This window comes from Streptomyces sp. NBC_01233, assembly GCF_035989305.1.
In the GTDB taxonomy this organism is placed as follows: Bacteria; Actinomycetota; Actinomycetes; order Streptomycetales; family Streptomycetaceae; genus Streptomyces.
The window spans coordinates 7,278,250-7,296,414 of sequence record NZ_CP108514.1 but is presented as its reverse complement, the minus strand read 5'-3'; the positions used below and the strand labels follow the sequence as shown (position 1 = coordinate 7,296,414).

13 protein-coding genes, 1 tRNA gene and 2 pseudogenes are annotated in these 18,165 nt (G+C 73.8%); 8 read left to right on the top strand and 8 right to left on the bottom strand.

What is annotated here, in order from left to right; genetic code table 11:
• Window positions 1–253 precede the first annotated feature (253 nt).
• A complete protein-coding gene (glgX, locus tag OG332_RS34225) occupies window positions 254–2,368 on the top strand; it encodes a glycogen debranching protein GlgX (RefSeq protein WP_327417071.1) in 2,115 nt (704 codons plus the stop codon).
• Here glgX and OG332_RS34220 read toward each other — a convergent pair.
• The gene (locus OG332_RS34220) at window positions 2,353–3,543 is read right to left on the bottom strand and encodes an MFS transporter (protein WP_442816254.1); all 1,191 of its coding nucleotides are present in this window, start codon (window positions 3,541–3,543) and stop codon (window positions 2,353–2,355) included. The two genes, glgX and OG332_RS34220, sit on opposite strands and share 16 nt — an antisense overlap.
• Before the next feature lie 175 nt (window positions 3,544–3,718).
• On the opposite strand from OG332_RS34220, the gene treY reads away from it, so the two are divergent.
• Window positions 3,719–5,989 (top strand): malto-oligosyltrehalose synthase, encoded by a 2,271-nt coding sequence (gene treY / locus OG332_RS34215; protein WP_327417069.1) that lies wholly within the window; start codon window positions 3,719–3,721, stop codon window positions 5,987–5,989.
• Window positions 5,990–6,049: 60 nt separating this feature from the next.
• Here the strand turns inward: treY and OG332_RS34210 are convergent.
• Window positions 6,050–6,538 (bottom strand): annotated as a pseudogene (locus OG332_RS34210) (LysR family transcriptional regulator substrate-binding protein); the annotation flags it as partial.
• On the opposite strand from OG332_RS34210, the pseudogene OG332_RS34205 reads away from it, so the two are divergent.
• Window positions 6,537–6,948, top strand: a pseudogene (locus OG332_RS34205) (dihydrolipoyl dehydrogenase); the annotation flags it as partial. The pseudogenes OG332_RS34210 and OG332_RS34205 overlap by 2 nt on opposite strands.
• Window positions 6,949–7,033: 85 nt before the next feature.
• Window positions 7,034–8,314 (top strand): M14 family zinc carboxypeptidase, encoded by a 1,281-nt coding sequence (locus tag OG332_RS34200; protein WP_327417068.1) that lies wholly within the window; start codon window positions 7,034–7,036, stop codon window positions 8,312–8,314.
• Window positions 8,315–8,336: 22 nt separating this feature from the next.
• On the opposite strand, the gene OG332_RS34195 is transcribed toward OG332_RS34200, so the two are convergent.
• Window positions 8,337–8,807 carry a GNAT family N-acetyltransferase gene (locus OG332_RS34195; RefSeq protein WP_327417067.1) on the bottom strand — a complete coding sequence of 157 codons (471 nt, stop codon included), beginning with the start codon at window positions 8,805–8,807 and terminating at the stop codon, window positions 8,337–8,339.
• Between the two features lie 74 nt (window positions 8,808–8,881).
• Entirely contained in the window at window positions 8,882–9,445 is a 564-nt protein-coding gene (locus tag OG332_RS34190) for a DUF1707 and FHA domain-containing protein (RefSeq protein ID WP_327417066.1), read from the bottom strand.
• 111 nt (window positions 9,446–9,556) lie between these two features.
• Between OG332_RS34190 and treZ the strand changes: the two genes are divergently transcribed.
• Window positions 9,557–11,314, top strand: coding sequence for a malto-oligosyltrehalose trehalohydrolase (treZ, locus tag OG332_RS34185; RefSeq protein ID WP_327417065.1), 1,758 nt, complete (start codon window positions 9,557–9,559; stop codon window positions 11,312–11,314).
• A gap of 31 nt (window positions 11,315–11,345) precedes the next feature.
• On the opposite strand, the gene OG332_RS34180 is transcribed toward treZ, so the two are convergent.
• Together OG332_RS34180 and OG332_RS34175 are read right to left on the bottom strand one after the other, a co-directional pair.
• Window positions 11,346–12,485: an aminopeptidase P family protein gene (locus OG332_RS34180; protein WP_327417064.1), complete on the bottom strand. Its 1,140-nt coding sequence runs from the start codon at window positions 12,483–12,485 to the stop codon at window positions 11,346–11,348.
• On the bottom strand, window positions 12,482–13,327 hold the full coding sequence (locus tag OG332_RS34175) for a LysR family transcriptional regulator (protein WP_327419472.1): 846 nt from the start codon (window positions 13,325–13,327) through the stop codon (window positions 12,482–12,484). The genes OG332_RS34180 and OG332_RS34175 overlap by 4 nt, the downstream gene beginning before the upstream one ends.
• 77 nt (window positions 13,328–13,404) lie before the next feature.
• Between OG332_RS34175 and OG332_RS34170 the strand changes: the two genes are divergently transcribed.
• Both OG332_RS34170 and OG332_RS34165 read left to right on the top strand, forming a co-directional pair.
• Window positions 13,405–14,214, top strand: a complete 810-nt coding sequence (locus tag OG332_RS34170) for a CTP synthase C-terminal region-related (seleno)protein (RefSeq protein WP_327417063.1) — start codon at window positions 13,405–13,407, stop codon at window positions 14,212–14,214.
• A 74-nt stretch (window positions 14,215–14,288) separates the two neighbouring features.
• Window positions 14,289–14,361: transfer RNA gene (locus tag OG332_RS34165), tRNA-His, on the top strand.
• Window positions 14,362–14,433: 72 nt separating this feature from the next.
• Here OG332_RS34165 and OG332_RS34160 read toward each other — a convergent pair.
• Window positions 14,434–15,189, bottom strand: coding sequence for an alpha/beta fold hydrolase (locus OG332_RS34160; RefSeq protein ID WP_327417062.1), 756 nt, complete (start codon window positions 15,187–15,189; stop codon window positions 14,434–14,436).
• A gap of 72 nt (window positions 15,190–15,261) precedes the next feature.
• Between OG332_RS34160 and OG332_RS34155 the strand changes: the two genes are divergently transcribed.
• On the top strand, window positions 15,262–16,002 hold the full coding sequence (locus tag OG332_RS34155) for a hypothetical protein (RefSeq protein WP_327417061.1): 741 nt from the start codon (window positions 15,262–15,264) through the stop codon (window positions 16,000–16,002).
• On the opposite strand, the gene OG332_RS34150 is transcribed toward OG332_RS34155, so the two are convergent.
• Window positions 15,989–18,049 carry a phosphocholine-specific phospholipase C gene (locus OG332_RS34150; RefSeq protein ID WP_327417060.1) on the bottom strand — a complete coding sequence of 687 codons (2,061 nt, stop codon included), beginning with the start codon at window positions 18,047–18,049 and terminating at the stop codon, window positions 15,989–15,991. The two genes, OG332_RS34155 and OG332_RS34150, sit on opposite strands and share 14 nt — an antisense overlap.
• Window positions 18,050–18,165 lie beyond the last annotated feature (116 nt).

Below are 18,165 nucleotides of genomic sequence, written 5' to 3'. Positions count from 1 at the left end.
TCTCCAGTGATCACGGAAGGGTACTCCGCGCGCGCGGCCCGGTGCAGCCCGATGGTCCCCGCAACGGTCGTCCGTTGACCCATTATCGGATGCGCAGACAGTCCGCTGACCCGCATATCAGCTCTGCGGGTCACCCGGTAGGACCCCTCCCAAGTCCGCGCGTGGGGGCCCTCTTTCGGGGAAGATCGGAACAGTGACGTGGTCCACGCCGGATCAGCCGGGACATCCGACAACGCGGGAAGAGTCGTTATCTATGCAGGTCTGGCCGGGACAGGCGTATCCGCTCGGCGCCACTTACGACGGCGCCGGCACCAACTTCGCGGTCTACTCCGAGGCCGCCCGACGCATCGAGCTGTGCCTCCTCCACGACGACGGCTCGGAGTCCGCCGTGGAACTGCGCGAGACGGACGCCTTCGTCCGCCACGCGTACCTGCCCGGCGTCATGCCGGGCCAGCGCTACGGTTTCCGCGTGCACGGCCCGTACGAGCCCGAGCGGGGCCGGCGCTGCAACGCGGCGAAGCTGCTGCTGGACCCGTACGCGCGGGCCATCAGCGGCCGCGTGACGTGGAGCGAGGCGGTGTACGGATACCACTTCGGCCGGCCCGACTCGCGCAACGACCTGGACTCCGCCCCGCACACCATGAGCTCGGTCGTGGTGAACCCGTACTTCGACTGGGCCAACGACCGGCCGCCGCGCCACGAGTACCACCACACCGTGCTGTACGAGGCCCACGTCAAGGGTTTGACGATGCGCCATCCGGACCTGCCGGAGGAGCTGCGCGGCACGTACGGGGCGCTCGCGCACCCGGCGGTCATCGGCCACCTGGCCAAGCTCGGCGTGACGGCGCTGGAGCTGATGCCGGTGCACCAGTTCGTCAACGACCACCGGCTGGTCAACGACGGGCTGAGCAACTACTGGGGCTACAACACCATCGGCTTCTTCGCCCCGCACAACGGCTACGCCTCGGGTGACCGCGGCCAGCAGGTGCTGGAGTTCAAGTCGGCGGTGCGGGCCCTGCACGAGGCGGGGATCGAGGTGATCCTCGACGTGGTCTACAACCACACCGCGGAGGGGAACCACCTGGGCCCGACGCTGTCCTTCCGCGGGCTCGACAACGCCTCGTACTACCGGCTGGCGGACGATCCGCGGCACTACATGGACACCACCGGCACGGGGAACTCGCTGCTGATGCGCTCCCCGCACGTGCTCCAGCTGATCATGGACTCGCTTCGCTACTGGGTCACCGAGATGCACGTGGACGGTTTCCGCTTCGACCTGGCGGCGACACTGGCCCGCCAGTTCCACGAGGTGGACCGGCTGTCCTCGTTCTTCGACCTGGTCCAGCAGGATCCGGTGGTCAGCCAGGTGAAGCTGATCGCGGAGCCCTGGGACCTGGGCGAGGGCGGCTACCAGGTGGGCAACTTCCCGCCGCTGTGGACCGAGTGGAACGGCAAGTACCGGGACACCGTACGGGACCTCTGGCGCGGGCAGCCGCGCACGCTCGCGGAGTTCGCCGGGCGGCTGACCGGCTCCTCGGACCTGTACCAGGACGACGGGCGGCGGCCGCTGGCGTCGATCAACTTCACCACCTGCCACGACGGTTTCACCCTGAACGACCTGGTCTCGTACAACGAGAAGCACAACGAGGCCAACAGGGAGGGCAATCGCGACGGCGAGACCCACAACCGGTCCTGGAACTGCGGGGTGGAGGGGCCGAGCGAGGATCCGGAGGTCGTGGAGCTGCGCGAGCGCCAGATGCGCAACTTCACGGCCACCCTGATGCTGTCGCAGGGGGTGCCGATGCTCAGCCACGGCGACGAGTTCGGCCGTACCCAGGGCGGCAACAACAACGCGTACTGCCAGGACAACGAGTTGTCGTGGGTGCGCTGGCCGGAGCCGGGCAAACCGCCGCCGTCGCTGCTGGAGTTCACCCGGCGGATGGTGTGGCTGCGCCGCGACCACCCGGTCTTCCGGCGGCGGCGGTTCTTCCACGGCCGGCCGGTGGAGGGCACGCACGACGAGCTCTCCGACATCGCCTGGTTCACCCCGCACGGAGAGGTGATGCGGGCGCGCGACTGGCAGGCGCAGCACGCGCGGGCGCTGACCGTCTTCCTCAACGGGGAGGCGATCTCCGAGCCCGGCACCCGCGGGGAGCGGATCACCGACGACTCGTTCCTGCTGATGTTCAATTCGGGTGCGGATCCGCAGGACTTCACCATTCCGGCGGGGCACGGCGCGCAGTGGCACCTGGTGGTGGACACCGCGCGGGCGGACGTGCTGCCACCCGGCACCGGGCCGCAGTACGCGGCCGGCGACCGGGTGGCGCTGACGGGGCGGTCTCTGGTGGTGCTTCAGCGCCCGGCGTAGGCGGCACCGTTCTCGCCGGACACCGGCGAGGCGGTCCGCGGGCCGGGAACGAAGGCGGCGGTGTGCGTACGGGCGGCGGGCACCCGGGTGACGAGGGCGAGGGCCAGGCAGAGCGCGGCGGCCCCGACGGCCACGGCGAAGGCCCCGGCGGGGCCGTACCACTCGGCGAGGCGTCCGCAGACGACGAGCGCGGTGGCCTGGCCGGCCACCAGGCAGCTGGCGGCGAAGGCCATCGCCGTGGAGAGCCGGGCCGGTTCCACGGCCCGCTCGGTGAGCGCGAATGCGGTGATCAGGTGGGGCGCGTAGGCCGCCCCGAGCACGGTGACGACGGCGTACAGCGGCCACAGGCCGTCGGTGAACAGCAGGGGCACCGAGAGCACCAGGGCCGCTCCGGTCGCCACCCGCCAGCGCAGCCGCAGTCCGAAGCGGGCGGGCAGCGCGCCGAGCGAGAGGCCGACGGCGGCGCTGACGACTCCCATCGCGGAGTAGACGACGGCGGCCTGGTCCGGGACGCCGAGGCGGATCGTCAGTGCGGTGATGCCGGCCTGGCAGGCGCCGAACATCGCGCCCTGGAGGGCGAGGGAGCCGCGTACGGCGTAGACCACGCCGGGCGGCCGGACCCGGCTGCCCGTACCGCGGCCTCGCGCGGGGGACCCGGCCGTGACGGCGGCGGTCGGGTGCAGCGCGTAGACGGTGCCGAAGACGGCGACGAGGCCGGCCGCGCCGCCGAGGGCGACCGCCGGGTGCGCGAGGAGCGCGGCGAGCCCGACCAGGGCGGGTCCGAAGACGAAGGAGACCTCGTCCAGGGTGCCTTCGAGGGCGTGGACGGCGCCCACGACGCTCTCGTCGGCCTTGGCCCGGCGGGCCAGGGCCACGGAGCGGGTCCGGGCGAGCGGACCGATCAGCGGTACGGAGGCGCCGGTGAGGGCGCCGATCGCGGCGAGCGGCACGGTGGCCAGGTGGGTGAGGGCGCCCGTGACCAGGGCGGCGGTGGCCACCGCGTTGACGGCGGCGGCGGTCAGGATGACGGACCGCTGCCCGTGCCGGTCGGCGAGCCGGCCGAGAACGGGTCCGAAGAGGACCTGGCCGGGGGAGAGGGCGCCGCCGACCACGCCGGCGGTCGCGAGCGAGCCGCTGGTCTGGGCGACCAGCAGGAAGCTTCCGAACTGGGACATCGCGACGGGCAGTCGGGCAAGGAAAGAGACGAGGGGAAGTAGGGGCCCGGTCAGGGCGATGACTCTTCGATAGGTGTTGACGGTTCCAACCACTTGATCGACATTAACCCGGCGCAGTCACTCGGATGCATGGGGTAATGGCACGGAATCCGGCAGGTTGGGTACGTACGTTCTCATGAGCCAGCCGCAACCGGTCACCGAATCGGAATCTGACGTTCCGACACCTGTCACTCCGGCGTCGACCTATCGTCTCCAGCTGCGCCCGGAGTTCCCCTTCGCGGCGGCCGAGGCAGCCGTACCGTACATCGCCTCGCTCGGCGTGTCACACCTGCACCTCTCCCCCGTCCTGGAGGCGGTACCCGGCTCCGCGCACGGGTACGACGTCACCGACCACTCCCGCGTACGGGCCGAGCTCGGCGGTGAGCCGGGCCTGCGCGCCCTGGCCCGGGCCGCCCGGGCGCACGGGCTCGGCCTGGTCCTCGACATCGTGCCCAACCACATGGCGGTACCGACGCCGCTGCGGCTGAACCGGCCCCTGTGGGAGGTGCTCCGGGACGGACCCGGCTCGCCGTACGCCCGCTGGTTCGACATCGACTGGGAGGCCGGCGGCGGGCAGGTGCTGCTGCCGGTGCTCGCCGGGCCGCTGGAGTCCTGCGAGCTGACGGCCGACGGCGACGTACTGCGCCACGGCGAGCAGGAGTTCCCGCTGCGGCCGGGCACCGCCGGGCTGGAGCTGCCCGAGCTGCTCGCCGCCCAGTGGTACCGGCCCGCTTGGTGGCGGGAGGCCCGGACCTCGCTCAACTACCGGCGCTTCTTCACCATTTCGGACCTGATCGGGGTCCGTGTGGAGGACCCCGAGGTGTTCACCGCCACCCATGCGAAGGTGCTGGAGCTGCTCCGGGACGGGGTCGCGCAGGGACTGCGGATCGACCACGTGGACGGACTGGCGGACCCGGAGGAGTACCTGAGGCGGCTGCGGGCGGCGGCCGGGGACGACTGCTGGGTGGTCGTCGAGAAGATCCTCGCCCGCCACGAGCGGCTGCCGCCCGCGTGGCCGGTGGCGGGGACCACCGGGTACGACGCACTGCACCGGGTGGACGGGGTGTTCACCGATCCGGCGGGGGCCACGGAGCTGGCGGCCCGGTACGGGCGGTTCACCGCGCTGCCGCAGTGGCCGGAGGTGTCCCAGGCCTGCGCCCGGGAGGTCCTGACCGGTGACCTGGCCGCCGAACTGCGGGCCCTGGAGCGCCAGTCCGGTCCGGAACTGTCCGAAGCCGTACGGGAGTTGCTCATCGCCTTTCCGGTCTACCGGCCCTATCCCGGCGAGCCGGAGCCGCCGCCGCAGGCACTGGAGCAGGCGGCCGCGGTGGCCGGTCCGGGCCCGGTGGCCGGCGTACGGGAACTGCTGCTGAGCGATCCGGCGTTCGCGGCCCGCTTCGCGCAGACCTCGGCGGCGCTGCGCGCCAAGTCGCTGGAGGACCGGGCCTTCTACCGGTACGCGCCGCTGCTGTCGGCGACCGAGGTCGGCGGGGAGCCGGGGCAACCGGCGGTGTCGGCCGAGGAGTTCCACGCGTACTGCGCCGCCCAGGACCTGGAGTGGCCCGCGGCCGGGACCGTGCTGTCCACGCACGACACCAAGCGCAGCGCGGACGTCCGGGCCCGGATCGCGACCCTGTCGCAGGCGCCGGAGCTGATGGGCCGGCCCGCCGGCCCCGACCCCCAGCTGGCCTGGGTGGCCCGGCAGACCGCACTCGGGCTCGGCCCGGTCCCCGACGCCGCGCCCCGGCTGTCCGAGGCGCTGCTCAAGGCGGTCCGCGAGGCCGCCCTGCGCACCAGCTGGACCGAGCCTGACGAGGAGTACGAGGCGGGCGTGGCCGGGTACGTCCGGGCCCCGCACGACCTCCCGGAGGAGCTGGCGGAGGCCGCCCGCGCCAACCTCCTCGGCATGGCACTGCTGCACCTGGCGATGCCGGGGGTCCCGGAGGTCTACCAGGGCGCCGAGACCGAGTACCGGGCCCTCGTCGACCCCGACAACCGGCGTCCGGCGCACTTCCCCCGCCGGGAACTGGCCCGGCTGGACGCGGGAGCCGCCCCGGACGGCCCCGCCGAGGAGAAGCTGGCCCTGACGGCCGCCCTGCTGCGGCTGCGCCGGGACCGGCCGGAGCTCTTCCGGGGCTATGCCCCCGTTCCGGCGCTGGGCCCGGCGGCCGGCCACCTGGTGGCGTTCACGAGGGCCCCGGGCCTGCTGGCGGCGGCCACCCGGCTGTCCCACCGGCTGGCCGCGTCCGGCGGCTGGCGCGGCACCCGACTGCCCCTGCCACCCGGCACGTGGACCCCCGTCCTCCCGCCGCGCCCCGACTCCAACTCCCGTACCTCGCACAGCGGTTCGGTCGACATGGCCGACCTGCTGGACGGCCGCCCGGTGGGCGTCTGGCTCCGCCGGTGATCCCTCGGCGAAGACCGGCGAGGGCTCCGGGCGCGATGCCGGCCGGACCGGTCCTGCCGCTCACTCCGGCCGGGCACTCGCGGCCGGAGCTGCCGCGGCCCGGGACCCGAACAGTTCCGCGAAGGCCTCCGCCGCACCGGTCAGCGGGACCCTGGAGAAGACCGCCGGTGACCGGTGCCACGGCGGGTCCGGGGAGAGCAGCACGCAGTCCTCGCCGACCGCGCCCCGGACCATGTGGGCCGGGGCCATGACGACGCCCACCCCGGCGGCCGCCATCCGTACGGCCGTCGAGGTGCGCTCCGTACGCAGCACCGTGCGCGGGGTGAAGCCGACCGCGCCGCACGCCCGGTCCAGTACGAGGGCGCCGTCGACCAGCGGTTCCATCGCACAGCGGATCCAGTCGCGGTCGGCGAGTTCGGCGAGGCGGACGGCTCCCCGCCCGGCCAGCGGATCGTCGAAGGGGACGACGATGACCAGCTCCTCGCGGCCGATCCGCAGCAGCGGCCCCATCCACTGCGCGGGCTCCGGGCCCACCGCGAGGTCGGCGGTCGCCGAGACCCTGGCCGGGGTGGCGAGCGCACCGGTGGACTACGCGGCGGTGCCGCGGGTGACGTACTCGGCGCCGCAGACCGCCGCCGTCGGGCTGACGGAGGCGCAGGCCCGCGAGGCGGCGTACGACGTGGTGGTGAACACCATGCCGCTGACCGCCGTGGCGAAGGGCATGGTGCACGGCCAGGGCGGCACGGTGAAGGTGGTCGCGGAGCGGGGCGGTCGGGTGCTCGGCGTGCATCTGGTGGGGGCCGCACGTGTCGGAGATGATCGCGGAGAGCCGGCTGATCGTGGGCTGGGACGCCGAGCCGTCCGACGTGGCCCGCCACATCCACGCCCACCCGACGCTGTCGGAGGCCGTGGGCGAAGCCTTCCTGTCCCTGGCGGGACGCGGCCTGCACCAGCAGTAGCCCCGGGCCCCGCCGCAGCCGGGCCCTGCGCGGGTACGGGCCCAGCCCGGCGGGCATGGCATCACTTGTGACTCTCCTCCGTGACATGTGCTACCCCACGCCGCACGAACTCGGGTTGGCCGCCCGCGCGCTGGCGGACGAACACCCCGGCGAGGTCCGGCTCCGCCAGGCCGGCACCTCCCGGGCCGGGCAGCCGCTCTGGGTCCTGTCCGTCGCAGCCGTCGGCCCGGTCACCCTCGCCCGCACCCCCACCCGCAACGTCCTCGTCGTCGCCGGGGCGCACGCCAACGAGCCGGTCGGCGGCGCCACCGTCCTCTCGCTCGCCCGGCGCCTCCTGCACGAGCCCGCGCCGCGGTCCGGCTGCGGCTGGCACTTCCTGCTCTGCGCGGACCCGGACGGCGCGGACCTGCACCGCACGCCCCGCCCGTACTCGCTCCTGGACTACCACCGGAGCTTCTTCCGGCCGCCCGGCCCCGAACAGCCCGAGTGGGCACCGTCTTTACTGCCCCCGGACCGGCTGCCGCCCGAGACCCTGGCCCTGACCGCGCTCATCGACGAGCTGCGGCCCGTACTCCAGGTCTCGCTGCACGCCACCGATCTCGGCGGCTCCTGGGTCCAGCTCACCCGGGACATTCCCGGCCTCGCCGAGCCGTTCGCCAAATCGGCCGCCGAGCTGCGCATCCCGGTGGAGAACGGGGCCTCGGACGCCGCCGGATGGCCCTCCCCCGGGCCCGGGATCTTCGTGATCCCGCAGCCGGGGAGCGAGGCCGCCGGGGCCTTCCACCCGGAGGACACCCGGCTCAGCACCTGGTACCACGCCCACCGGTACGCCGGCACCACCGCGATCGTCGAAGTCCCCATGTGGGCCTCCGACCTGGTGGACGACCCGGCTCCGCACCCCGACCCGCGCGGCGCCCTGCGGATGCTGGCCGGACGGCTCAGGACGGACGCCGCGCTCGTCGCCGGGGTGCGGGACATGATCCGCCCGGGTCCACCGCCGTACGAGGACCGGGCCTCGGCTGCGCTGCTGCGCGCCGTGGACTGGACGCTCGCTCTGATCCCCCGGATCGCCGTCGAGTGGGCCGGCGCCGGGGCCCCCACGGAGGCCACGGCGGCGTACATCGCCAGCATCGACGCCTTCGGGCGGCGGCTGTCGCTGCGTGCCGCCGCGATGCTGCTGCGGGTGCTGCGCGCGCAGGGGCATCCGGCGGCGCCCGGGCTGGACCGGCTGGTCACCGGGTGGTGCGAGGACTTCGCGGCCCGCTTCCGGGCCCGCTGGGTCCCGGTGGCCACCCAGGTGGAACACCAGTCCCGGACCGTCCTGGCCACCTACGAGCGCCTCCTGGCCGCCGACCGGTCCCCGTAGGCGATCAGGAGGGTTCGGGCCGTCAGGCAGTGGGCTCCACGGGCAGGGCGTACCGGCGCTTCGGGAAGCCGGTGGCGCCGAGCCGGTCGTAGAAGCGGATCGCGCCCTCGTTCCAGTCGGGGGTCTGCCACTGGACCTGTTCGAGGCCGAGGTCGCGGGCCAGTTCCCGCACCCCGTCCATCAGTGCGGCGCCGAGACCGTGGCCGCGCGCCTCCTGCGCCAGGTAGAGGCAGTCCATGTGCAGGTAGTGGCGGGCGTCCCAGAACGCGAACTCGGCGGAGCAGGCCGCGTATCCGGCGACCGCTCCGTCGGGGGTCTCGGCGAGCAGTACCCAAAGCCGGGCGTCCTCGGCGAACAGCTGCGGGCCGAGCCGCTCGGCGAGGTCCGGCGGGCGCGGCGCCGACCTCTCGTACGCGACGTGCTCGTGGACGAGCTCGACCAGGCGGGGGAGGTCCCCGACGCGTGCACGGCGGATGACAGACATGTGTTCCATGCCCGTCATCCTGTGTGGTGGCTCCCGCCGACGGTCCGGCGGGTGCCGGTCCCGCGGTCCCCAGCTCGCGGTCCCTAGCTCGCAGAGAGCCGGAAGGTCATCTTCCCGAAGCTGACCTGGTCCCCGGCGCGGACCACGGCGGAGCCGGTCACCCGGCGCCCGTTGACCGAGGTCCCGTTGGTGGAGCCGAGGTCCTTGAGCACCCACATCCCGTCGCGCAGGCTCAGCTCCGCGTGCGCCCGGGAGACGGTCTCGTGGCTGAGCCGCAGTCCGTTGCCGGGGTCGCGGCCGATCCGCAGGACGGCCGCGCTCGGATGCGGGAGCAGCAGCTTGGGCAGTTTCTCGGCGGCCCAGGCGTGCCGGATGCCGACGGAGACGGCCGAGACCCGGCCGACCCAGCCGAACAGCCGACGGCTCCACGGGCTTTCGGCGGCGTCCCTGGCCTGGAGGTCGGCCGTGAGGACGGCGAGGTCCTCGGAGCGGCGGGCGACCAGGGCGAGTTCCATCCGGCGCAGAAAGGTGTCGTGGGACAGCTTGCCGAGGGCAGCGCCCTCTCTGAGCTGGCCCAGCGCCCGGTCGCGCTCGGCGTCGGACAGCCGCGGCGCGGGGAAGGCGGGGATCTCGAAACTCGACGTCACAGGGTGATTGTCGGCCCGTCGGGGCCGGAGTGTCCAGAACTCCCCCGCCACGCCCGGAATGATGGGCAGGATACGCATGCCGGCCACCGCCGCTGACGAGGGGACCGTCCGTTGCAGTTCGAGGTGTGGGCACCGCAGACAGGTCATGTCGCCATGCGACTCGACGGGGCGACGTACGCGATGGAGCGCGATCCGGACCGGGCCGGCTGGTGGACCGTGCAGGCCCCGGGCGGCGAAGGGAGCCGCTACGGATTCCTGTTGGACGACGACACGCTCCCGCGGCCCGATCCGCGCGGGCGGCGGCTGCCGGACGGCCCCGACGGGCTGTCGGCCGTGGTCGACTTCGAGGCCCTGGTCCAGGCCGTGGCCCCGCCGGTCCCGCCGCCGCACACCCGCCTCCAGGACGCGGTCCTGTACGAGCTGCACATCGGCACCTTCACGCCCGAGGGGACCTTCGACGCGGCCGCCGCCCGCCTCGGGCACCTCACCGCCCTCGGCGTCACGCACGTGGAGCTGATGCCGGTCTGCTCCTTCCCCGGCCGGCACGGCTGGGGGTACGACGGGGTGGCGCCCTGGGCCGTGCACGAGCCGTACGGCGGCCCGGCCGGGCTGGTCCGCTTCGTGGAGTCGGCCCACGCCGCCGGACTGGGCGTGGTGCTGGACGTGGTCCACAACCACCTCGGCCCCTCCGGCAACCACCTGCCCGCCTTCGGCCCGTACTTCACCGACACCCACCACACGCCGTGGGGCGCGGCGGTGAACCTGGACGCGCCCGGCTCCGACGAGGTGCGCGCGTACCTCGTCGGCAGCGCGCTGGCCTGGCTGCGCGACTACGGCATCGACGGACTGCGGCTGGACGCCGTGCACGCGCTCGCGGACGGGCGGGCGCTGACCTTCCTGGAGGAACTGTCCGAGGCCGTCGACGGGCTGGCCTCGGACACCGGTCGGCCGCTGTTCCTGATCGCCGAGTCGGACCGGTGCGACCCGCGCACCACCACCCCGCGCTCCGCCGGCGGCCTGGGCCTGCACGCCCAGTGGAACGACGACTTCCACCACGCCCTGCACTGTGCGCTGACCGGTGAATCCCAGGCGTACTACGCGGACTTCGCCGAGGCCCCGCTGGCCGCCCTCGCCAAGACCCTGACCCGGGCCTTCTTCCACGACGGGACCTGGTCCTCCTTCCGCGGCCGCACCCACGGCCGGCCGGTGGACCGCCGCCGGATCCCGGCCCACCGCTTCCTCGGCTACACCCAGACCCACGACCAGATCGGCAACCGGGCCCTGGGCGACCGGCTCTCGGCCTCCCTCTCCCCCGGTCTGCTGGCGTGCGCCGCGACGGTGGCACTGACCGGCCCGTTCGTGCCGATGCTGTTCATGGGCGAGGAGTGGGGGGCGCGGACCCCGTGGCAGTACTTCACCGACCACCCCGACCCTGAGCTGGCCGAGGCCGTACGGAGCGGCAGGCGCAGGGAGTTCGCGGCACACGGCTGGAAGGCCGAAGAGGTTCCCGACCCGCAGGACCCGGCGACCCGCGACCGCTCCTGCCTGGACTGGTCGGAGCCCGAACAGGCCGTCCACGCCCGCCTGCTGGAGTGGTACCGCACCCTGGTCTCGCTCCGCCGCAGCCACCCCGACCTGCGCGACCCGGACCTGGCGTCGGTCCGGGTCGCCCACGACGAGGAGCGCCGCTGGATCACGTTCCGGCGGGGGGACGTACGGGTGGCCGTGAACCTCTCCCCGGAACCGGTGACGATCGCGCTGGGCCGCAACGGGGTGCGGGTGCTGGCCTCCTGGGAACCCCTCGAACACCCGGGCCCCGACGGCCGGATCCACGTACCCGGCGAATCGGCGGTCGTGCTGGGGCCGTGAACCCTCGGCCGCCGTGGCCCGCCGGGCGGGCCTACTCGACGACCGCCAGCTCGCGCGGGGCGTTGTTGAGGCGGCGCCCGCCCTCCCCGGTGACGGTCACGATGTCCTCGATGCGGACGCCGAACCGGCCCGGCAGGTAGACGCCCGGCTCCACGGAGAAGCACATGCCGGGGACCAGGAGCTGCTCCTCACCCTCGACCATGTACGGGGGCTCGTGGGTGGTGACGCCGATGCCGTGGCCGGTGCGGTGGATGAAGCGGTCCCCGTACCCGAACTCGGTGATCACCGCGCGGGCCGCCCGGTCCACCTCCTGGCAGGAGACCCCGGGGCGGACGGCCGCCACGCCCGCCTGCTGGGCCTCGCGGACGATGTCGTGGACCCGCTGCTCCTCGGCGGTGGGCTCGCCCACGTGCACGGTGCGGGAGATGTCGGAGCCGTAGCCGAACCACAGGCCGCCGAAGTCGAGGACCACCATGTCGCCGCGGCGGATGACCCGGTCGCCGGCCTCGTGGTGCGGGTTGGCCCCGTTGGGGCCGGAGCCGACGACGGTGAAGTCGGCCTGGGAGTGGCCGTGGGCGCGCAGCAGGGCGGCCAGATCGGCGGCGACGTCCGACTCCCGGCGGTCGGCGAAGGGGAGGTGGAGGATCTGCGCGTAGGCGGCGTCGGCGGCGGCTCCCGCCGCGGCGAGGCGCTCCAGCTCCCGTTCGTCCTTCACGGCGCGCAGCATGGGCAGGCAGTCGGTGAGCGGCGCGTAGGAGGTCTGCGGCAACTCCCGCTGGAGGCCGAGGAGGTGGAGGGCCCAGGTGTTGTCGCTCACCCCGAACCGCCCGGTCGGCCCCAGCAGCGGGGCGGTCACGGCGTACGGGTTCTTCCCGTCGGCCCAGTCCCGCAGGGTCAGCGCGGCGGCGCCCGGGGCCCTGGCCGCGTCGGGGGCCTCCAGCGCGGGGGCGACGAGCACCGGGTCCTGGCCGGCGGCCAGCACGAGCAGGGTGAGCCGCTCGGTCTCGGCGGTGGGCCGGTATCCGGTGAGGTGCGTGAGGTCGGGCCCGGGGGCGATCAGCAGTCCGGCCAGTCCGGCGTCGGCGGCGGTCTGCGCGGCCGCGGCCATCCGGGCGGCGTAGTCGTCGGCTGTGAAGGGAGCCGGGCCTTCGGATGTGGCGTCAGAGGTCATACGGGTGATCCTGCCGTGAGCCGGGCGGTGAGGGCGACGGCCGCGCCGGTCGGGGTGCCGGGCGTGAGCAGTTCCGTACGGTGCACCAGGCGCGGGGCGGACAGCGGTACGGCGACCCCCGCGCGGGCGGCCTCGGCGACCCGGCGGGGCAGCAGTGCGAGGCCGTGCCCGGCTGCGGCGAGGGCGCAGAGGGCGTGCAGGTCGGTGCCCTCGTAGCGGACGGAGGCGCGCGCGGTGGCGAGCGGCAGGCCCACGCCGGGGGCGTCGAGCCAGCGCGCGTCGGCGAGGTCGTCCAGGCGCAGCGCCGTCCGCCCGGCGAAGGGGTGCCCGGCGGGCAACAGCACGGCCAGCTCCTCCTCCGCCACCCCGGTCACCGTGAGCGGTGCCACGTCGGGCAGCCGCAGCGGGTCGCTGGGCGCGGCCGGGCCGTCGACGAGGCCGAGGTCGCAGCCCCCGGTGGCGACGGCGGCGGGCACCTCGGCCGGGGGCAGCACCTTCAGGGTGACGCCGGTGGCGGGCAGGGCCGCGAGCAGCCGGGGCCCGACGGCGAGCGGGGACGCGGCGAGGGTGACCCGGCCGGGCGGGGCGGCGGTCAGCCGCAGTACGTCGGCCCGTGCGGCGTCGAGCCGCAGGAGCAGCGGCCCGGCGTGTTCCAGCAGCCGCGCCCCGGCCGCGGTCGGCGCGACGGGCCGGCGGGTGAGCAGCTCGGCCCGCAGGTCCCCTTCGAGGGCGGCGATGTGCTGGGAGACGGCGGACTGGGTGTAGCCCAGCTCGCGGGCAGCGGCGGAGAAGGAGGAGAGCCGGGCCACGGCGACGAAGGTGCGGAGCAGGTGCGGGTCCATGGTCATCAGGATCACTGATGGAAGGTGCAGGAACAATCGTTGGCGCTGAACGGCAACCCGGCCGCAGGATGATCCGCATGACCACCGCACAGACCCCGCAGAGCACCCGGACCACACCGGCGGCGCGGATCGCACTCGTCGGCGACCGCTCCCCGCACGTGAAGTCCCACACCCGCATCCCGCTCCTCCTGGACGCCCTGGCCTCCCGCGACGGGCTCGTCCTCGACGCGTACTGGATCCCCACCGGCGACGCCGAGGCCGAGGCCGCCGCCGGGACCCTGGCCCGCTTCGACGCCGTGTGGGTGCTGCCGGGGAGCCCGTACGCGAGCGAGGCCGGGGCACTGGCCGCGATCCGGGTGGCCCGCGAGGAGGGCATCCCCTTCCTCGGGACGTGCGGCGGCTTCCAGCACACCCTGCTGGAGTACGCCCGGACGGTCTGCGGACTGACGGCCGTCGCGCACGCCGAGAACGACCCGGGGGCGACGGACCCGCTGATCGCGCCGCTCGCCTGTTCGCTCGTCGGGCACGAGGGCCTCGTCCGGGCCGAGCCCGGCTCGCTCGCCGAGGCCGCGCTCGGCGCGGAGCGGTCGATGGAGCGCTACCACTGCACCTACGGACCCGCGCCCCGGCACCTGCCGACGCTCATCGCCCACGGGCTGCGGCTGTCGGGGCACGACGAGGAGGGCAAGGCGCGCATCGCAGAGCTGCCCGGGCACCCGTTCTTCCTGGCCACGCTGTTCCAGCCGGAGCTGCACGGGGACGGGGCGCGGCCGCACCCGATCGTCCGGGCCCTCGCCGCGGCGGCCGTCGCGCACGCCGGCGGCCGCCGGGACGGGGTGACGGCCCGGCTCGCCGCCACCTTCGCGGTCGGCCGCTCGGCGGGATAACGCGTCGCGGGACCACCCCGCAGATCGGCTATGCTGTGCATGCACGTCGAACGGGTGGTCCGCCGCCCTTCGTGGTGGGTGTAGCTCAGTTGGTAGAGCACCTGGTTGTGGTCCAGGTGGCCGCGGGTTCAAGTCCCGTCACTCACCCTGATCCCCGGGGTACGAGGTCTCCTCGTACCCCGGGGCTTTTTGCGTCGGGCCCGCGCTCCGCGGCTGCGGCTAGTCGCGCAGGAAGGCCTCGACCTCGGTGGCGAAGGCCACGGGGGTCTCGTGCGGCGGGTAGTGCCCGGCGCCGGGGAGCGTGCGGATGCGGCAGTTCGGGTACCAGACCTGCCAGGTGGCGCGCATCACGTCGGCGGTGAGCGCGAGGTCGTACTCCCCGATCAGGACGAGCACGGGCACCGTGTTGCCCTTGACGGCGTCGGACAGGTCCAGGGACTGCCAGCTCGCGAGGTAGTCGGCGAAGGCCTCCGGGCGGGAGACCTCCAGGGAGTGGGCGACCATCCGGCCGATCCAGCGCCCGCTCGCCCGGTTGCCGGTGACGAGGTCGAGGATGGCGCGCCGGTTCTCGGGGCTCTCGGCGGCGCCGAAGAAGAGGGCGTGGGTGGCGGCGTCCATCTCGTACGGCGCGGCCGGGACCGGGTTGATCCCGACGAGCTTCTCGATCCGCTCAGGGGCGCGCACGAGCACCTGCTGGGCGGCCTTGCCCCCCATGGAGTGGCCGAGCAGGGAGAAGGTGTCCCAGCCGAGCTGGTCGGCGAGTTCGAGGACGTCGTCGGCGATCTCGGGGAGGGTGTGGCGGCCCGTCACGTCCCGGCGGTCGCCGTAGCCGCGGTAGTCGAGGAAGGCGTACGAGAACCCCACGGGGTCCAGGTGATCCAGCACGGAGCCCCAGTTGGCAGAGGTGCCGAACCAGTCGTGCAGCACGATGACGCGAACGGGTCCGGTGCCGATCCTGCGGTGGGCGATGGCCATGCGTTCTCCCTCGGTGACGGGGGCGACGAAAACGGACCCGTACGTTCTGCCCACCGGGCCTACGATCACACCGTGAAACCGACATCGCGCACGGTGCGCATCGCCGTCACGGTCTCCCGGACCGGCACCGACGACCCGCAGCACCCGCAGCACCCGCAGCACCCGAACGAGTACGAGGTCCTCGACCGGGCCGAGATCGCTCAGGTGCTCGCCCTGTGGCCGCAGCGCGAAGCGCACGACGACTTCGCGTGCATGTGCCACGGGGACGGCAGGGTCTCGCTGTACGAGGCCGGCGGTGAGCGCATCGGGTCCGCTGCGCCGACCGGTCCGCTCCAGCTCCTGTTCGATCCGCGGAACCCCGACGGGATCCCGGCCCGGCACCGGGCCCGGTGGGCGGCCGCCGCCCCGGAGGGACTGCGGGAGTACGCCGCCGACTTGGCCCGCGGCGGCGCACCCGGGCCGCCGCAGGGGGTGCCGTTGGCCGTGGTCTTCGGCTGGCTGGGCGCCGCACGGGAGGAGCCGCGCGACGCGGCGCGGCTCCTCGCGGAACGGGTCCCCGGCCGGCTGCTGGCCGGGAGGCCCACGGAGGAGCTCGCCTGGGCGGTGAGGGAGACGGACCGCACCGGGCTGGAGGGCGCCGTGCGGTTCTTCGCGAGCGAGGAGTTCACCACCCGCCACCCGAAGCGGCGCCGGATCCCGGACACCGCCCGCGACCTCCTGCTCCGGTACGCCCGCAGCCGCCGCCCCGAGGACCTCCCGGTCCTGGAGCGGCGGCTGCTGCGCACGCCGGAGGACCGCGTCAGACGGTCTTGATCGCCGGGTCGGAGACGCCCGGGGCACCCGTCTCCACGTGGCCCGCGAAGCGCCGCAGGAAGGTGGCGTCGGCGTCGGAGACGACGTTCACGTCGTACCAGCGGCCCGTGGCGCCGAGGTCCACCGTGTGGGCGACGGTGCCGCCGGCCGGGACCCTGATGATCTGGGGCGCGCCGCCGTAGATGTTGGTCACCGTGAGGTTGACGGCCGCCGTACCGGAGTTGGTCAGGGTCAGGGCCAGGTTGCCGGTGGCGGCGACGTGGCGGGCCGTGGCCTCGGGGCCGGCCTTCTTCGCCGGGCCCTTCCAGGTGCGCAGGAACCCGTTGGGGCCCCACACCGTCAGGTTGACCTGGTTGCCCGTGGAGCTGCTGGTGGACCAGGTGTCCGAGAGGGTCTTGCCCGCCTCGACCGTGTAGGGCCAGGGGCCGTCCGTACGGTTGCCCGAGGTGCTGTGGAAGTGGGCGCCGAGGGCGGGGCCGGAGGCGAAGGTGAGCGTGAACTTGCCCGTGGAGGTGGTGCGCGCGCCGTCCACGTACGGGCTGTAGCCCAGGGCTCGGGTCGGCTTGGAGCCGGCCTCCTGCTTGGGCAGGGTTCCCGTGGCCGGCGGGGTCGGGTGGTAGGACGGGTGGCGGTTCTTGTCCGGCGGGACGTACCCGGCCGTGGAGGGCAGGGCGGCGGGCGCGGCGTCGGCGCGGGTGAAGTCGAAGGCCGAGGTCAGGTCGCCGCAGACGGCGCGGCGCCACGGGGAGATGTTGGGCTCCTGCACCCCGAAGCGCTTCTCCATGAAGCGGATCACCGAGGTGTGGTCGAAGGTCTCGGAGCAGACGTAGCCGCCCTTGCTCCACGGGGAGACCACGATCATCGGGACGCGCGGACCGAGCCCGTACGGTCCGGCCGCGTAACCGCCGCCTCCGGCGTACAGGTCCTTGGACACGTCGGCCGTGGACAGGCCCCAGGCCGAGGAGGCGGGCGGGTACGGCGGGACCACGTGGTCGAAGAAGCCGTCGTTCTCGTCGTAGGTGATGAAGAGGGCGGTCTTCGCCCACACGGCCGGGTTCGCCGTCAGCGCGTCCAGGACCTGCGAGATGTACCAGGCGCCGAAGTTCGTCGGCCAGTTCGAGTGCTCGCTGAACGCCTCGGGGGCGGCGATCCACGAGACGGAGGGCAGGGTGCCGTTCACCACGTCCGCGCGCAGACGGTCGAAGTAGCCGTCGCCCGCCTTGGCGTTCGTGCCGGTGCGCGCCTTCTCGTACAGGGCGCTGCCGGGCTGGGCATTGCGGTAGGTGTTGAAGTACAGCAGCGAGTTGTCGCCGTAGTTGCCCCGGAAGGCGTCGTTGATCCAGCCCCAGGAGCCGGCCGCGTTCAGGCCGTCGCCGATGTCCTGGTAGACCTTCCAGGAGACCCCGGCGGACTCCAGGCGCTCGGGGTACGTCTTCCAGCCGTACCCGGCCTCCTGGTTGCCGAGGACCGGGCCGCCGCCCACCCCGTCGTTGCCCGTGTAACCCGTCCACATGTAGTAGCGGTTCGGGTCCGTGGCGCCGATGAAGGAGCAGTGGTAGGCGTCGCACACCGTGAAGGCGTCGGCGAGGGCGTAGTGGAACGGGATGTCGTTCCGGGTCATGTACGACATGGTCGTGGCCGTCTTGGCCGGGATCCACTTGTCGTACTTGCCGTTGTTGTACGCCTGGTGGCCGCCGGCCCAGTCGTGGTCCAGCCCCTCCAGGAACTGCATCCCGAGGTCCGCGACCTGCGGGTTGAAGGGCAGGACGTCCTTGGTCCCGTTGGGCTGGAAGAAGACGGACTTGCCGTTGTCCTGGAGGACGGGCCGCGGGTCGCCGAAGCCCCGGACTCCCTTCATCGCGCCGAAGTAGTGGTCGAAGGACCGGTTCTCCTGCATCAGGACGACGACGTGCTCGATGTCCTGGATCGTTCCGGTGGTGCCCTGCGCCGGGATGGCGGCGGCCCGCGCGATGCTGTCGTTCAGCATCGTGAGGGCGGCCGTGCCGCCGGCTATCTGCAGGAACCTGCGACGGTTGAGTTCTGCCATGGCGTGAGGACCTCTGCGGGTGAGGGCGAGTCGAGGGGCGCCCCAAGGACAGCTGCCCCGGGGTACCAGCCGGGGATACCCTCGTGACGACGCGCCGTACACCTGGAGAACGGACG

Bases quoted from the DNA above. Each gene is read 5' to 3' on its own strand.
- OG332_RS34180 (WP_327417064.1), bottom strand. From the start codon at position 12,485: ATGACCTCTGACGCCACATCCGAAGGCCCGGCTCCCTTCACAGCCGAC.
- OG332_RS34170 (WP_327417063.1), top strand. From the start codon at position 13,405: ATGACCACCGCACAGACCCCGCAGAGCACCCGGACCACACCGGCGGCG.
- OG332_RS34195 (WP_327417067.1), bottom strand. From the start codon at position 8,807: ATGGAACACATGTCTGTCATCCGCCGTGCACGCGTCGGGGACCTCCCC.
- OG332_RS34175 (WP_327419472.1), bottom strand. From the start codon at position 13,327: ATGGACCCGCACCTGCTCCGCACCTTCGTCGCCGTGGCCCGGCTCTCC.
- treY (WP_327417069.1), top strand. From the start codon at position 3,719: ATGAGCCAGCCGCAACCGGTCACCGAATCGGAATCTGACGTTCCGACA.
- OG332_RS34160 (WP_327417062.1), bottom strand. From the start codon at position 15,189: ATGGCCATCGCCCACCGCAGGATCGGCACCGGACCCGTTCGCGTCATC.
- OG332_RS34150 (WP_327417060.1), bottom strand. From the start codon at position 18,049: ATGGCAGAACTCAACCGTCGCAGGTTCCTGCAGATAGCCGGCGGCACG.
- OG332_RS34220 (WP_442816254.1), bottom strand. From the start codon at position 3,543: ATGTCCCAGTTCGGAAGCTTCCTGCTGGTCGCCCAGACCAGCGGCTCG.
- glgX (WP_327417071.1), top strand. From the start codon at position 254: ATGCAGGTCTGGCCGGGACAGGCGTATCCGCTCGGCGCCACTTACGAC.
- OG332_RS34200 (WP_327417068.1), top strand. From the start codon at position 7,034: ATGTGCTACCCCACGCCGCACGAACTCGGGTTGGCCGCCCGCGCGCTG.